The organism is Streptomyces sp. NPDC005811 (assembly GCF_040630405.1).
Taxonomy (GTDB): domain Bacteria; phylum Actinomycetota; class Actinomycetes; order Streptomycetales; family Streptomycetaceae; genus Streptomyces.
Genome location: NZ_JBEXXK010000013.1, coordinates 77228 through 91475, shown reverse-complemented (window position 1 = coordinate 91475; position 14248 = coordinate 77228). Strand labels below are relative to the sequence as shown.

The window sequence follows — 14248 nt, the reverse complement described above, 5'->3', positions numbered from 1 at the left end:
ACACGCGGTTCGCACGACCGCGTCCGCGATCGGAAGGGACGTACATGCCCATGGGTCACACGGCCACAGACCAGGCAGGCACCGGGGGCCTGACAGCGACCGAGCACCGCCTGGCCAACGGCCTTCGCGTGGTGCTCTCCGAGGACCACCTGACCCCCGTCGCGGCGGTGTGTCTCTGGTACGACGTCGGCTCCCGCCACGAAGTCAAGGGCCGCACCGGTCTGGCTCACCTTTTCGAGCACCTCATGTTCCAGGGCTCCGCCCAGGTCAAGGGCAACGGCCACTTCGAACTGGTCCAGGGCGCCGGCGGCTCGCTCAACGGCACCACCAGCTTCGAGCGCACCAACTACTTCGAGACCATGCCCACCCACCAGCTGGAGCTCGCCCTCTGGCTGGAGGCCGACCGCATGGGCTCCCTGCTCGCCGCCCTGGACGACGAGTCCATGGAGAACCAGCGCGACGTCGTCAAGAACGAACGCCGCCAGCGCTACGACAACGTGCCGTACGGCACCGCCTTCGAGAAGCTGACCGCCCTCGCCTACCCGGACGGCCACCCCTACCACCACACGCCGATCGGCTCGATGGCCGACCTGGACGCGGCGACGCTGGAGGACGCGCGCGCGTTCTTCCGCACGTACTACGCGCCCAACAACGCCGTCCTGTCCGTCGTCGGCGACATCGACCCCGAGCAGACGCTCGCGTGGATCGAGAAGTACTTCGGCTCCGTCGCCGCGCACGACGGCAAGCCCGAGCCGCGCGACGGCACCCTGCCCGACGTCATCGGCGAGCAGCTGCGCGAGGTCGTCGAGGAGGAGGTCCCGGCCCGCGCGCTGATGGCCGCCTACCGGCTGCCGCAGGACGGCACGCGCGCGTGCGACGCGGTCGACCTGGCGCTCACCGTCCTGGGCGGCGGCGAGTCCTCCCGCCTGTACAACCGGCTGGTGCGCCGCGACCGTACGGCCGTCGCGGCCGGCTTCGGGCTGCTGCGGCTCGCCGGGGCGCCCTCCCTGGGGTGGCTGGACGTGAAGACGTCCGGGGACGTCGAGGTGCCCGTCATCGAGACCGCCATCGACGAGGAGCTCGCCCGGTTCGCCGAGGAGGGCCCCACGGCCGAGGAGATGGAGCGCGCCCAGGCCCAGTTGGAGCGCGAGTGGCTCGACCGGCTCGGCACCGTCGCCGGCCGCGCGGACGAACTGTGCCGGTTCGCCGTCCTGTTCGGCGACCCGCAGCTCGCGCTCACCGCCGTCCAGCGTGTCCTGGACATCACGCCCGAGGAGGTGCGGGAGGTCGCCCAGGCCCGCCTGCGCCCCGACAACCGCGCGGTCCTCGTCTACGAGCCGACCGCCCCCGAAGCCCCCGCCGACCAGGACGAGAACGAGGAGGCGGCCCAGTGACGGAGCTCGCCACGATGGACTTCCACCCGCAGCCCCGGGCGGGCGAGGCCAGGCCGTGGGCGTTCCCGGCGCCCGAACGCGGCACGCTGGACAACGGTCTGACGGTCCTGCACTGCCACCGCCCCGGCCAGCAGGTCGTCGCCGTCGAGGTCCTCCTCGACGCGCCCCTGGACGCCGAGCCGTCCGGTCTGGACGGCGTCGCCACGATCATGGCGCGCGCGTTCACCGAGGGCACCGACAAGCACTCCGCCGAGGAGTTCGCCGCCGAGCTGGAGCGCTGCGGCGCCACCCTCGACGCGCACGCCGACCACCCCGGCGTCCGGATCAGCCTGGAGGTGCCCGCCTCCCGGCTGCCCAAGGCGCTCGGCCTGCTCGCCGACGCCCTGCGCGCGCCCGCCTTCGCCGACAGCGAGGTCGAGCGTCTCGTCCACAACCGGCTGGACGAGATCCCGCACGAGCTGGCCAACCCCTCCCGCCGTGCCGCCAAGGAGCTCTCCAAGGAGCTGTTCCCGGCGACCGCGCGCATGTCGCGGCCGCGCCAGGGCACCGCGGAGACCGTCGAGAAGATCGACTCCGCCGCCGTACGGGCGTTCTACGAGCGGCACGTCCGGCCGGCCACGTCCACCGCGGTCGTCGTCGGCGACCTCACGGACGTCGACCTGGCCGCGCTCCTGGGCGAGACCCTGGGCGCCTGGAAGGGCTCCCCGGCCCAGCAGCGGCCCGTTCCGCCGGTGACCGCCGACGACACCGGCCGCGTCGTCATCGTGGACCGCCCCGGCGCGGTCCAGACCCAGCTGCTCATCGGCCGGATCGGCGCCGACCGGCACGCGCGCGTGTGGGCCGCCCAGGTCCTCGGCACGTACTGCCTCGGCGGCACCCTCACCTCCCGGCTGGACCGTGTCCTGCGCGAGGAGAAGGGCTACACGTACGGCGTGCGCGCCTTCGGCCAGGTCCTGCGTTCCGCCCCGGACGGCTCGGGCGCCGCGATGCTCGCCATCAGCGGCTCCGTCGACACGCCGAACACCGGTCCGGCCCTGGACGACCTGTGGAAGGTGCTGCGCACCCTCGCGGCGGAGGGCCTGACGGACGCCGAGCGCGATGTCGCCGTGCAGAACCTGGTGGGCGTGGCGCCGCTGAAGTACGAGACCGCGGCGGCCGTCGCGGGCACGCTGGCCGACCAGGTCGAGCAGTTCCTGCCCGACGACTACCAGGCCACGCTCTACCGGCAGCTCGCCGCGACCGGCACGGTCGAGGCCACCGCGGCGGCCGTGAGCGCCTTCCCGGTGGACCGTCTGGTGACCGTCCTCGTCGGTGACGCCGCGCAGATCAAGGAGCCCGTCGAGGCGCTCGGGATCGGCGAAGTCACCGTCGTCCCCGCAGAGTAGACGCGGGAGAGACGGACGTGCTGCGGCCCCGGGGCGACGGAGGCGTCGTTTCGGGGCCGCAAGATGTCCGAATTGATGCGGAGGTTGTGTGTCTGCGCTGTGGCGTACGCTACAAAAACCGTGATCCGTTTGAGGATTGATAACGGTCCCGCATACGGTCGGCCCGGCTGTTCGTCAGGCATCGCGCCGCATCCGCGGCACCGGACAGTCATCGCCGAGTCCCCGTACGGCGCGAGCCAGGGGAGCCGGGGACCCATGAAGTCCCTGGGGTGAATCGGACGCCCGCGTGTGAACGAGGGGGTCCGTAGGAGACCTTCCTGCTCCGAACCCGTCAGCTAACCCGGTAGGCGAGAGGGAAGGAAAGGACCGCTCGCCCTTCATGGCGTACACCTGCACCACCGGGAAGCACCGCCGGCCCAGCCGGATGCAGCGCACCACCGTCCGCGCGGCGGGTTTCGCGGCGCTGACCACCACCGGTGTCATGGCCACCGTCGCCTCCACCCCGGCGTTCGCCGCGGAGCCGACCCCCGAGCAGACCGGCCTCATCCCGGTCGTCACCGCCGGCGAGGCCGTCGTCGAACAGGTCGACGACCAGGTCGCCGTGCAGAAGAAGGCCGCCTTCGAGGAGGCCGCGCGCAAGGCCGCCGCCAAGAAGGCCGTGGAGGAGCGCGAGGCACGCGTGCGTGCCGCCCGAGAGGCCGAGCGCAAGCGTCTGAACGCCTTCGTGCTGCCGATCACCGGCTCCTACGTCTCCACCGGCTACCACGCGAGCAGCTCGCTGTGGTCCTCCGGCAGCCACACCGGCATCGACTTCCACGCCGCCAGCGGCACTTCCGTGCACGCGGTCGGCCTGGGCACCGTCGTGGAGGCGGGCTGGGGCGGGTCCTACGGGAACAACGTCGTCATCAAGATGAACGACGGCACGTACACCCAGTACGCCCACCTGTCCTCCATCGGGGTCTCGGTGGGCCAGCAGGTCACCCCCGGGCAGCAGATCGGCCTGTCGGGCGCGACCGGCAACGTCACCGGTCCGCATCTGCACTTCGAGGCCCGTACGACGGCGGAGTACGGCTCCGACATCGACCCGGTCGCCTACCTCCGCCAGCACGGCGTCAACGTCTGACGCCACCCGGCGACACCGCGTTTCGAGCCCCGGCCCCAGCGGCCGGGGCTTTCGCCGTTTTCGGCACCGGGCTGTCCAAAAAATATCCCTGGATTCCGGTCCGCCGTCGGAAATTCCGGCTCATTGCAATAGAGTCACGGAACACACGTCAATCGGCGGAGCTCGGCGACGTTTCACGGGGATTAAGACGGAGGCGGTCATGCGTATTCCGGCGCACTCGGTGTGCACGGCCATCCGGGACGACATCGTCGCGGGTGTCTACGAGCGCGGCAGCCGCCTCACCGAGGAACTCCTGGCCCGCCGCTACGGCGTCTCCCGCGTCCCGGTCCGGGAGGCGCTGCGCACCCTGGAGGCCGAAGGTTTCGTCGTCACCCGGCGGCACGCGGGCGCGTGCGTCGCGGAGCCGACCGAGCAGGAGGCGGCCGACCTCCTGGAGATGCGCATGCTCCTGGAACCGCTGGGGGCCGCCCGGGCCGCCCAGCGGCGCACCGAGGCGCATCTGAAGGTGCTGCGCGGCCTCGTCCGGCTGGGCCAGGAGCGGGCCCGCAGGGGCAACAGTGAGGATCTGCGCTCGTTGGGCGGCTGGTTCCACGAGACGCTCGCCCAGGCCTCCGGGAGTCACGCCCTGACGTCGATGCTCACCCAGCTCCGCCACAAGATCGCCTGGATGTACGCCGTGGAGGCGCCCGCCGACCCCGTGGAGTCCTGGGCCGAGCACGGCGTGATCGTGGACGCGGTGGCGCGCGGCGACCAGGAGCGCGCCCGGACGGTCACGGCGCTGCACACCGAGCGCGCGACGACCGCCCACCGGCTGCGTTTCGGCGTCGGCGCGGACCGCGCCGACCGTGTGAGGACTTCGCAACCTCCCGTAAACATGACGGGTCTGCGGCATTAACACGGGGGCCGTATACAAATAAGGGATATTTGGCGGAGCAGTATTTCCGCTGCCCTTTTCCTGCGCGCCCGGGAATTCTCGAAGGTGCGCATTCGGTGTGCCCGGACCCGGGTTTCCGGTTATGCCGCCGGTAAAAACGGCGAGGCCGCGCCACCCTCGAAGGTGACGCGGCCCCGTGCGTGACTCAGACGGTCTCGGGGAGCTCCTCGAGCCCCTCGGCGACCAGCTTGGCCAGCCGGTCCAGCGCGACGTCCGCGCCCTCGGCGTCGGAGGTGAGGACGATCTCCTCGCCCCCCTTCGCGCCGAGGCCGAGGACGGCCAGCATGGAGGCCGCGTTGACGGGGTTGCCGTCGGCCTTGGCGATCGTCACCGGGACGCCTGCGGCCGTGGCGGCTCGGACGAAGATGGAAGCGGGGCGGGCGTGGAGGCCCTCGGCCCAGCCGACGTTGACGCGGCGCTCAGCCATGTGTTGCTGCCCTTCGGTTTTCAGGTTGTCTAGACCGGTGTTGTCTAGACCAGTGTTCCACACGTGAAGCCGGTGAGGAACGGGTCGGACGTCCCGTCCCCCGGGTGGTCGCCGGATCGCGGCCTCGATCCGGCTTCCGTCCTCCACAGACTGCCTCGCGCCGTTGTCGTACGCGAGCCGTACTCTGGGCCCCATGCAGAGCGCCTCGGACCGGCACGAGTACCCCGCCCACTGGGAAGCCGACGTGGTGCTGCGCGACGGCGGCACCGCGCGCATCCGCCCCATCACCGTCGATGACGCCGAGCGCCTGGTCAGCTTCTACGAGCAGGTCTCGGACGAGTCGAAGTACTACCGCTTCTTCGCGCCCTACCCGCGACTGTCCGCGAAGGACGTCCACCGCTTCACGCACCACGACTTTGTGGACAGGGTGGGACTCGCGGCCACGGTCGGCGGCGAGTTCATCGCAACCGTACGCTATGACCGCATTGGTGCCGACGGCATGGCCGCCTCCGCGCCCGCCGACGAGGCCGAGGTCGCCTTCCTGGTCCAGGACGCCCACCAGGGGCGCGGCGTCGCCTCCGCCCTCCTCGAACACATCGCGGCCGTGGCGCGCGAGCGGGACATCCGCCGGTTCGCCGCCGAGGTGCTGCCCGCCAACACCAAGATGATCAAGGTGTTCACGGACGCCGGCTACACCCAGCAGCGCAGCTTCGAGGACGGCGTCGTCCGCCTGGAGTTCGACCTCGAACCCACCGCACGCTCCCTGGCCGTGCAGCGCGCGCGGGAGCAGCGCGCCGAGTCCCACTCCGTACGCCGGCTGCTGGCCCCCGGCTCGGTCGCCGTCGTCGGCACCGGGCGCGCCCCCGGCGGCGTCGGCCGCAGCGTCCTCGGCAACCTCCGCGAGGCCGGCTTCACCGGCCCGCTCCACGCCGTGAACCGGGCCTTCCCCGAGGACCTCAAGGACCTCGACGGCATCCCCGCCCACCGCTCCGTGCGCGAGATCGCCGGCCCCGTCGACCTCGCGATCGTCGCCGTCCCCGCCGAGCAGGTCCCCGAGGTCGTCACCGAGTGCGGGGAGCACGGCGTCCAGGGCCTCGTCGTCCTCTCCGCCGGGTACGCCGAGAGCGGCCCCGACGGCCGCGAACGCCAGCGCGCCCTCGTCCGGCACGCACGCGCGTACGGCATGCGGATCATCGGCCCCAACGCCTTCGGCGTCATCAACACCTCCCCCCAGGTCCGGCTCAACGCCTCGCTCGCCCCCGAGATGCCGCGCCCCGGCCGCATCGGACTGTTCGCCCAGTCCGGCGCCATCGGCATCGCCCTGCTGTCCCGGCTGCACCGGCGCGGCGGCGGCGTCACCGGCACCACCGGGGTGTCCACCTTCGTCTCCTCCGGCAACCGCGCGGACGTCTCCGGCAACGACGTCCTCCAGTACTGGTACGACGACCCGGACACCGACGTCGCCCTCATGTACCTCGAATCCATCGGCAACCCCCGCAAGTTCACCCGCCTCGCCCGGCGCACCGCGGCGGCCAAGCCCCTGGTGGTCGTCCAGGGCTCCGGCTCCGCCCCGCAGGGCCACGCCGTCCGCGCGACCCGGCTCCCGCACGCCACCGTGTCGGCGCTGCTCCGCCAGGCCGGCGTGATCCGCGTCGACACCATCACCGAGCTGGTCGACGCGGGCCTGCTGCTCGCCCGCCAGCCCCTGCCGAGGGGCCCCCGGGTCGCCATCCTCGGCAACTCCGAGTCGCTGGGCCTGCTGACGTACGACGCCTGCCTCTCCGAGGGACTGCGCCCGCTGCCCCCGCTGGACCTGACCACGGAGGCCTCGGCGGACGACTTCCACGCCGCGCTCGCCCGGGCGCTGGCCGACGAGACCTGCGACGCGGTCGTGGTGACGGCGATCCCCGCGATCGGCGAGACCTCGCCCAGCGACGCGGCCCTCGCGGAAGCCCTGCGCTCGGCGGCCGCCGCGGCCCCCGCCAAGCCGGTCCTGGTCGTCCACGTGGAACTCGGCGGCCTCGCCGCCGCCCTGTCCGCCGCGGCCGCCACCGCACCGCGCGCCGGAGCCGGCGCACGCACGCGTGACGCGACACCGCCCAGGCCCGGCGGCCCCGGGGGAGCCCCCGCGGTGGAGGCCCCCGAGGGCGCCCGCCTCATCCCCGCCTACCCCGCCGCCGAACGCGCCGTACGCGCCCTCGCCGAAGCGGTGAAGTACGGGCAGTGGCGACGCGAGGCCGCCGACCCGGGCAAGGTGCCCGAGTACGACGACATCGACGAGAAGGGCGCCGCCCGGCTGATCGACGGGCTCCTCTCCCGCGGGCAGGGCCTCACCCTCGGCACCGAGGAGACCTGCGAGCTGCTCGGCCACTACGGCGTCCACCCCCGCCGGGCCACCCCCGCGCCCACCCCCGACGACGCGGCCCGCGCCGCCGGCACCCTCGGCTACCCCGTCGCCCTCAAGGCCACCGCCCCGCACCTGCGCCACCGCGCCGACCTGGGCGGCGTCCGCCTCGACCTCGCCGACGAGGAGCAACTGCGGCGGGCGTACACCGAGTTGACCGAGCTGTTCGGCAGGCCGGAGGAGATCCGTCCGGTCGTCCAGGCGATGGCCCCGCGCGGGGTCGACACCGTCGTCCGCGCGGTCATCGACCCGGCGGCCGGGGCCGTGCTCTCCTTCGGGCTCGCCGGAGCGGCCTCCCAGCTGCTCGGCGACATGGCGCACCGCCTGGTGCCGGTGACCGACCGCGACGCGACCTCCCTGATCCGCTCGATCCGCACGGCCCCCCTGCTCTTCGGCTGGCGCGGTGCCGCCCCGGTCGACACCCCCGCCCTGGAGGAACTGCTGCTGCGCGTCTCCCGCCTCCTCGACGACCACCCCGAGGTCGTCGCGGTCACCCTGGAACCGGTCGTCGTCGCCCGGCACGGCGTGAGCGTCCTGGGCGCCTCGGTCCGCCTCGCCCCGCCCCCGGCCCGCGACGATCTCGGGCCGCGGACCCTGCCGGTGTACTGACGGGCCCGGCGTCCCCGCGCGGCCCCGGACCGGGCCCCCACGAGCGGTGCCTCGCAGTCAGCGGGTCCCCGTAGGATGGACGGCATGGCCAAGACCAGTACGACGACCCAGGGGCTGCGCGCGGCGATCGAGCGCAGCGGCTACTACCCGGCCCTCGTGGCCGAGGCGGTGGAGGCCGCGGTGGGCGGCGAGCCGATCCGGTCGTACCTGGTCCACCAGGAGACCACGTTCGACCAGAACGAGGTGCGCCGGCATGTGACCGTGCTGGTCCTCACCGGCAACCGCTTCATCGTCAGCCACACCGACGAGCAGGCCTCCGACACCACCTCCCCGACGCCGTACGCCACGACGTCCACGGAGTCGGTGAAGCTCGGCCGGATCTCGTCGGTCGTCCTCAGCCGTGTGGTCGCGAACCCGGAGTCGTACACCCCGGGCACCCTGCCCCGCGAGGTCGTGCTGACCATCGGCTGGGGCGCCGTCTCCCGCATCGACCTGGAACCGGCCGCCTGCGGCGACCCCAACTGCGACGCCGACCACGGCTACACGGGCAACTCCACGGCGGACGACCTCAGCCTGCGCGTCAGCGAGGCGGGCGACGGCCCGGAGACGGTGCGCCAGGCGCTCGTCTTCGCCCAGGCGCTCTCCGAGGCCACCGCGGACACCGCCCGCTGATGGCCGCCCCCGCCTCCTGGGACCACCCCGAACCCCTCGCCGTCTCCTCCGCCCCCGTCCCCGAGTACGGCACCGGATCCCTGGCCGATCTGCTGCCCACGCTCGCCGCCGGCATGGGCGTACCCGGAGTGACCGCGGCGATCGAGGAGCTCACCCCGGCCGACCGCAACTGCGTCTTCCTGATCGACGGCCTCGGCTGGGAGCAGATCAAGGACCACCCGGACGAGGCGCCGTATCTGCACGCCCTGCTCGGCGGCTCCCGCGGCGGCACCGGACGGCCGCTCACCGCCGGCTACCCGGCGACCACCGCGACCTCCCTCGCCTCCGTCGGCACCGGTCTCCCGCCGGGCGCCCACGGTCTGCCCGGCTACACCGTGCGCAATCCGGCCACCGGCGAGCTGATGAACCAGCTCCGCTGGCACCCCTGGACCGCCCCGCACACCTGGCAGCCGTACCCCACCGTCTTCCAGCTCGCCGACCGCGCGGGCGTGCACGCCGCGCAGGTCTCCTCGCCCGCCTTCCAGAACACCCCGCTGACCAAGGTCGCGCTCAGCGGCGGCACGTTCCACGGACGGCTCACCGGCGAGGAGCGCATGGACCTCGCCGCCGCGCAGCTCGCCGCCGGCGACCGCTCCCTCGTCTACACGTACTACGCCGAACTCGACGGCGCGGGCCACCGCTACGGCGTCGCCTCCGACACCTGGCGCGGCCAGCTCATGTACGTCGACCGGCTGGTCCAGCGCCTCGCCGAGCAACTGCCCCCGCGCAGCGCGCTCTACGTCACCGCCGACCACGGCATGGTCGACATCCCCTTCGACGAGCAGCACCGCATCGACTTCGACGAGGACTGGGAGCTGCGCGCCGGAGTCGCCCTGCTCGGCGGCGAGGGCCGCGCCCGCCACGTCTACGCCGTCCCGGGGGCCGCCGACGACGTGCTGACCTGCTGGCGCGAGGTGCTCGGCGAACAGTTCTGGGTGGCCTCGCGGGACGAGGCGATCGCCGCGGGCTGGTTCGGCCCGCACATCGACGAACGCGTGTACGACCGTCTCGGCGATGTGATCGCGGCCGCCCGGGACGACGTCCTGATCATCGCCTCCGAGCGCGAGCCCAAGGAGTCGGCCATGGTCGGCAACCACGGCTCGATGACCCCTGCCGAGCAGCTCGTCCCGCTGCTCGAAGTACGCTCCTGACGCCCACGCCCTCATCCTCTCCACCGAAAGGTGCCCCACCCACCATGCCCGAGCTGGTGTTCTTCTCCGGAACCATGGACTGCGGGAAGTCGACGCTGGCTCTCCAGATCGAGCACAACCGCTCCGCGCGCGGACTGCAGGGCATGATCTTCACCCGCGACGACCGCGCGGGCCAGGGCAAGCTCTCCTCCCGCCTCGGCCTGGTCACCGACGCGGTCGAGGTCGCGGACGGCCAGGACCTGTACGCGTACCTCGTCGACCACCTCTCCCAGGGCGGCCGCGCGGACTATGTGATCGCGGACGAGGCGCAGTTCCTCGCCGAGGAGCAGATCGACCAGCTCGCGCGCGTGGTCGACGACCTCGGGGTGGACGTCTACGCGTTCGGCATCACCACCGACTTCCGCTCCAAGCTGTTCCCCGGCTCCCAGCGGCTCGTCGAACTCGCGGACCGCGTCGAGGTCCTCCAGGTCGAGGCGCTGTGCTGGTGCGGCGCCCGCGCCACCCACAACGCCCGTACGGTCGGCGGCGCCATGGTGGTCGAGGGCGCGCAGGTCGTCGTCGGGGACGTCAACCAGGCGGACGCCGTCGCCTACGAGGTCCTGTGCCGCCGGCACTTCCGCCGCCGTATGACCAGCGCCTCCGCCCGCGCCGGCGCGCTCTCGCCGGACGTCCTGCCGGTCTCCTCCTAGTGACCGCGCGTCAGCGAGGCCCCTCGATCAGGGCGAAGCGGGCGCCCTCGGGGTCGGTCACCGTGGCCACGCGGCCGTACGCGCTGTCGCGGGCCGCGCCGAGGACATGGCCGCCGAGGTCGGTGACGAGGGCGAGGGACGCGTCCGCGTCGGCCACCTCGAAGTACGTCACCCAGTGCGGCCCCCGGTCCCGGGGCAGGGCGCTGCCCACCCCGTGGATACCGGCGACCGGCTGCCCGCCGATGTGCAGGGTCACGTAGTCGAAGTCGGCGGACACCTCCGCCTCCTGCGTGTAGCCGAACACCGTCTCGTAGAACTTGGCGACGCTCGCGGTCTCGAAGGTCACCAGCTCGTTCCAGGCGGGGGTGCCGGGCACCCCGGTGATGTTCGTGCCGCGATGGGCCGCCCCCTGCCAGATGCCGAAGACGGCCCCGGAGGGATCGGAGCCGATCGCGAGCCGCCCGGCCTCGGCGGCGTCCAGCGGGCCGACCCCGATGGTGCCGCCGCACAGCCGCACCGTCTCGGCGCTCGCGTCCACGTCGTCGGAGGCGAGGTACGGCGTCCAGGCGATCGGGAGATGGCGGTCCGGGGGCAGTTGGCCGACCCCGGCGACCTCACGGCCGTCGAGAAAGGCCCGGACGTAGGGGCCGAGCTGCTGCGGACCGGGCCGGAAGTCCCACCCGAAGAGTGCTCCGTAGAACTCCTGTGTGGCCGTCAATCCATGCACCATCAGACTCACCCAACAGGGTGTACCGGGCGCGTACCGGGCCTGCGCTGCGCCGCTCGGGCCGGCCGACCCGGGTGCCTCGGTCATCGTCCCTCTCTCCCCGGCCCCTAGCGGTGGCCGTGTCGCTTCCGCCCTCGGAGGATGCCTGATGGGGGGTTTCCCGCCGGGATACACCTGGTTGTCGCCGTATGGCGATCGCCTGTACGGCATGTGCTCGATCCCGCACGCCCCGTGATCGACCCTGTCCGGCCGAGCAGAGTAGCCGGTGCGGGGCGTGGGGGCCACCCCCGTGCGCGAGGATGGGGACCATGAACGCCATCATCACCGCAACCGAACTCGCCGGCGACCTGGCGGGGGAGAACCCGCCCGTCGTCCTCGACGTCCGCTGGCAGCTCACCGTGGCGAAGGCGGCGGGCGAGCCGCCCTTCGACGGCCGGGCCGCCTACGCGGCCGGACATGTGCCCGGCGCGGTCTACGTCGACCTCGACGCCGAGCTGGCGGGCGCGGCGGGCGCGGCCGGCCGCCATCCGCTGCCCGACCTGGCGGAGTTCGGCGCGGCGATGCGCCGGGCGGGTGTCTCGGCCGCCCGGCCGGTCGTCGTCCACGACGGAGGCCAGGGCTGGGCCGCCGCGCGCGCGTGGTGGCTGCTGCGCTGGACGGGTCACCCGGACGTGCGGGTCCTCGACGGCGGGCTGCCGCAGTGGCGGGGAGAGCTCTCGACCGATGTCCCCGCGCGCGGGGAGGGCGACTTCGTGCCGGTGGCGGGCGCCGCGGGCCTGCTCGACGCGGACGGCGCCGCCGAACGGGCCCGCTCCGGGGTGCTGTTCGACGCACGCGCGGGGGAGCGGTACCGGGGCGAGGTCGAGCCGATCGACCGGGTCGGCGGGCACATCCCGGGCGCGGTGTCGGCGCCCACCACCGGCAACGTGGCCCCCGACGGCCGGTTCCTGCCCGCCGAGGAGCTGCACGACCGCTTCAAGGCGCTGGGCGTGTCCGACGGCACCGAGGTGGGCGTGTACTGCGGCTCGGGCGTCTCCGGCGCCCACGAGGTGCTGGCGCTGGCGGTGGCGGGCATTCCGGCGGCACTGTACGTCGGGTCCTGGTCGGAGTGGTCCTCGGACCCGTCCCGGCCGGTGGCGGTGGGCCCCGACCCGCAGTGACCTGCCTCGCATCCGGGCATCCGGAAGGGTCGCACCGAACAGGTGCGGCCCTTCCGTACGTATGCATGGTCGTGCGAAGCGATTTATCCGAACCGGCGCGGGCCGGGACCGGGTTGCCGTACGGCGTCCCGGTCCCGTCACTCCTGTTTCTTGCGGCGCGTCCCGAACACGATCTCGTCCCAGCTGGGCACGGCGGCCCGGCGTCCGGGACGGACCCCGTCCGCCTCGGCCTGCCGGTCGGTGGCGCCGATCAGCCGGTCGCGGTGGCTGCCCACCGAACGCGGCATCAGGACGTCCGCGTAGGCGGAGCCGGCGGAGGCGGCGGGCGCCGGGGGCTCCTCGGCCTCCGGCTCCTGCTCCTCGGGCTCCTCCGGGGGCTCGGCGGGGCGCTCCGGCACGACCATGTCGCCGCGGAAGCTCGGCACCGCCTCCAGCAGGCTGGTCAGCGAGTCCCGCTCCCGCTCGCCGATGCTCTCCTCGGCCGGTTCGGACGGCTGGGCGGGCAGGCTCGGGCGCTCCAGCGCCCGGTCCATCGACCGGTCGCGCGGCAGCCGTGCGATACGGGGCACGAACGGAAAGCTGGGCTCCGGGGCGGCGAGGTCGTCGGACTCGCCGATCAGCGAGCGCGCCTCGTCGTCGACGGCCTGGACGAGGCGCCGGGGCGGGTCGTAGGTCCAGCTCGCCGAGTGCGGTTCACCCGCGACGCAGTAGACGAGCAGGACCTCCCAGGTCCCGTCGTCGCGGCGCCAGGAGTCCCACTGGACGGTGTCCTTGTCGGCGCCGCGCAGCAGCAGCCGCTCCTGGACGGCCTCGCCGAGCTGGGGCCCCGCGGCGTTCTCACCGGGCCTGCGGACGGGTGTCTTGCGGGCCCGCTCGGCCATGAAGGCGCGCTCGGCCAGCACGGGACCCTCGAAGCGGCGGACCCGGTCGACGGGGATGCCCGCCATCTGGGCGACCTCTTCCGCGGTCGCACCGGCTCGTATACGCGCCTGGATGTCTCGGGGGCGGAGATGGCTCTCCACCTCGATCTCGATCTGGCCGAGGCGGGGACGGTCGCCGCGGACGGCGGCGCGCAGACGCTCATCGATCGGAAGCGTGTACTCCGTGCTGTCCGCAGCCTTCAGCACCAGCCGTGTGCCGTCATTCGAGACGGCCACGACACGCAGTTCGGGCATGGGGACCTCCCGGGTGGTGCCTGCCGACGTCACGTGCGTCGCTGCTTCCGCTAGTCGAGTGTGGCCTGCCCGGGTGCAGCCTGCCACAACCTTGCCGAGTTGCCCGGCGTGTCGGGCGCGGGCCCTGGATCGCCGTTATGGCACGGTTACCTATTCGCCACGCTAAGTAACCAACACCGTCACCCTGTGCAACTAGTCCCCTCCCGGCGGTCCAGCAAGGCCCAGGACACCCTGTAGGGAGCCCAGGCCCAAGGCTCGCAACAGTACTCCATTTGGGCCACGTGCGTGGATTGGCGCGCCGCTCAACTTCTGGCAAGAGGTGCGACTTGGCCGTCCGTTAAGCGGTTTCTGTGATCTTG

General features: G+C 73.0%; 12 protein-coding genes and 1 riboswitch. Of the genes, 9 read left to right on the top strand and 3 right to left on the bottom strand.

The features are described 5' to 3' along the window. The first annotated feature begins 44 nt into the window (after positions 1-44). From ABZ490_RS16115 to ABZ490_RS16100, 4 genes are all read left to right on the top strand, one after another. Entirely contained in the window at positions 45-1394 is a 1350-nt protein-coding gene (locus ABZ490_RS16115) for a pitrilysin family protein (RefSeq protein WP_358989718.1), read from the top strand. Further along, positions 1391-2779, top strand: coding sequence for a pitrilysin family protein (locus ABZ490_RS16110; protein WP_358989716.1), 1389 nt, complete (start codon positions 1391-1393; stop codon positions 2777-2779). The genes ABZ490_RS16115 and ABZ490_RS16110 overlap by 4 nt, the downstream gene beginning before the upstream one ends. 202 nt (positions 2780-2981) lie before the next feature. After that, positions 2982-3144: riboswitch (cyclic di-AMP (ydaO/yuaA leader) on the top strand. Positions 3145-3158: 14 nt separating this feature from the next. Beyond that, positions 3159-3902, top strand: a complete 744-nt coding sequence (locus ABZ490_RS16105; RefSeq protein ID WP_358989714.1) for a M23 family metallopeptidase — start codon at positions 3159-3161, stop codon at positions 3900-3902. Positions 3903-4101: 199 nt separating this feature from the next. Continuing rightward, positions 4102-4797: a GntR family transcriptional regulator gene (locus ABZ490_RS16100; RefSeq protein ID WP_358989712.1), complete on the top strand. Its 696-nt coding sequence runs from the start codon at positions 4102-4104 to the stop codon at positions 4795-4797. A 184-nt stretch (positions 4798-4981) separates the two neighbouring features. Here ABZ490_RS16100 and ABZ490_RS16095 read toward each other — a convergent pair whose 3' ends face one another. Next, a complete protein-coding gene (locus ABZ490_RS16095; protein WP_358989710.1) occupies positions 4982-5263 on the bottom strand; it encodes an HPr family phosphocarrier protein in 282 nt (93 codons plus the stop codon). Positions 5264-5456: 193 nt separating this feature from the next. Here ABZ490_RS16095 and ABZ490_RS16090 point away from each other — a divergent pair, with 193 nt between their 5' ends. From ABZ490_RS16090 to ABZ490_RS16075, 4 genes are all read left to right on the top strand, one after another. Further along, entirely contained in the window at positions 5457-8276 is a 2820-nt protein-coding gene (locus ABZ490_RS16090; protein WP_358989708.1) for a GNAT family N-acetyltransferase, read from the top strand. Between the two features lie 75 nt (positions 8277-8351). Next, positions 8352-8948, top strand: a complete 597-nt coding sequence (locus tag ABZ490_RS16085; protein ID WP_358989706.1) for a DUF5998 family protein — start codon at positions 8352-8354, stop codon at positions 8946-8948. After that, positions 8948-10138, top strand: a complete 1191-nt coding sequence (locus tag ABZ490_RS16080; protein WP_358989704.1) for a nucleotide pyrophosphatase/phosphodiesterase family protein — start codon at positions 8948-8950, stop codon at positions 10136-10138. Before ABZ490_RS16085 ends, ABZ490_RS16080 begins: the two co-directional genes overlap by 1 nt. A gap of 44 nt (positions 10139-10182) precedes the next feature. After that, entirely contained in the window at positions 10183-10827 is a 645-nt protein-coding gene (locus tag ABZ490_RS16075; protein WP_358989702.1) for a thymidine kinase, read from the top strand. A gap of 10 nt (positions 10828-10837) precedes the next feature. Here the strand turns inward: ABZ490_RS16075 and ABZ490_RS16070 are convergent, their stop codons facing one another. Further along, positions 10838-11641, bottom strand: a complete 804-nt coding sequence (locus tag ABZ490_RS16070; RefSeq protein ID WP_358989699.1) for a VOC family protein — start codon at positions 11639-11641, stop codon at positions 10838-10840. A 221-nt stretch (positions 11642-11862) separates the two neighbouring features. On the opposite strand from ABZ490_RS16070, the gene ABZ490_RS16065 reads away from it, so the two are divergent. Next, positions 11863-12714, top strand: coding sequence for a sulfurtransferase (locus tag ABZ490_RS16065; protein WP_358989697.1), 852 nt, complete (start codon positions 11863-11865; stop codon positions 12712-12714). A 137-nt stretch (positions 12715-12851) separates the two neighbouring features. Here ABZ490_RS16065 and sepH read toward each other — a convergent pair whose 3' ends face one another. Then, positions 12852-13889 (bottom strand): septation protein SepH, encoded by a 1038-nt coding sequence (gene sepH, locus ABZ490_RS16060; protein ID WP_358989696.1) that lies wholly within the window; start codon positions 13887-13889, stop codon positions 12852-12854. Positions 13890-14248: the final 359 nt, after the last annotated feature.

What these genes read in the sequence shown, in the direction of transcription:
- ABZ490_RS16115 (WP_358989718.1), top strand. Translation starts at nt 45, where the DNA reads ATGCCCATGGGTCACACGGCCACAGACCAGGCAGGCACCGGGGGCCTG.
- ABZ490_RS16105 (WP_358989714.1), top strand. Translation starts at nt 3,159, where the DNA reads ATGGCGTACACCTGCACCACCGGGAAGCACCGCCGGCCCAGCCGGATG.
- ABZ490_RS16100 (WP_358989712.1), top strand. Translation starts at nt 4,102, where the DNA reads ATGCGTATTCCGGCGCACTCGGTGTGCACGGCCATCCGGGACGACATC.
- ABZ490_RS16095 (WP_358989710.1), bottom strand. Translation starts at nt 5,263, where the DNA reads ATGGCTGAGCGCCGCGTCAACGTCGGCTGGGCCGAGGGCCTCCACGCC.
- ABZ490_RS16090 (WP_358989708.1), top strand. Translation starts at nt 5,457, where the DNA reads ATGCAGAGCGCCTCGGACCGGCACGAGTACCCCGCCCACTGGGAAGCC.
- ABZ490_RS16085 (WP_358989706.1), top strand. Translation starts at nt 8,352, where the DNA reads ATGGACGGCATGGCCAAGACCAGTACGACGACCCAGGGGCTGCGCGCG.
- ABZ490_RS16080 (WP_358989704.1), top strand. Translation starts at nt 8,948, where the DNA reads ATGGCCGCCCCCGCCTCCTGGGACCACCCCGAACCCCTCGCCGTCTCC.
- ABZ490_RS16075 (WP_358989702.1), top strand. Translation starts at nt 10,183, where the DNA reads ATGCCCGAGCTGGTGTTCTTCTCCGGAACCATGGACTGCGGGAAGTCG.
- ABZ490_RS16070 (WP_358989699.1), bottom strand. Translation starts at nt 11,641, where the DNA reads ATGACCGAGGCACCCGGGTCGGCCGGCCCGAGCGGCGCAGCGCAGGCC.
- ABZ490_RS16065 (WP_358989697.1), top strand. Translation starts at nt 11,863, where the DNA reads ATGAACGCCATCATCACCGCAACCGAACTCGCCGGCGACCTGGCGGGG.
- sepH (WP_358989696.1), bottom strand. Translation starts at nt 13,889, where the DNA reads ATGCCCGAACTGCGTGTCGTGGCCGTCTCGAATGACGGCACACGGCTG.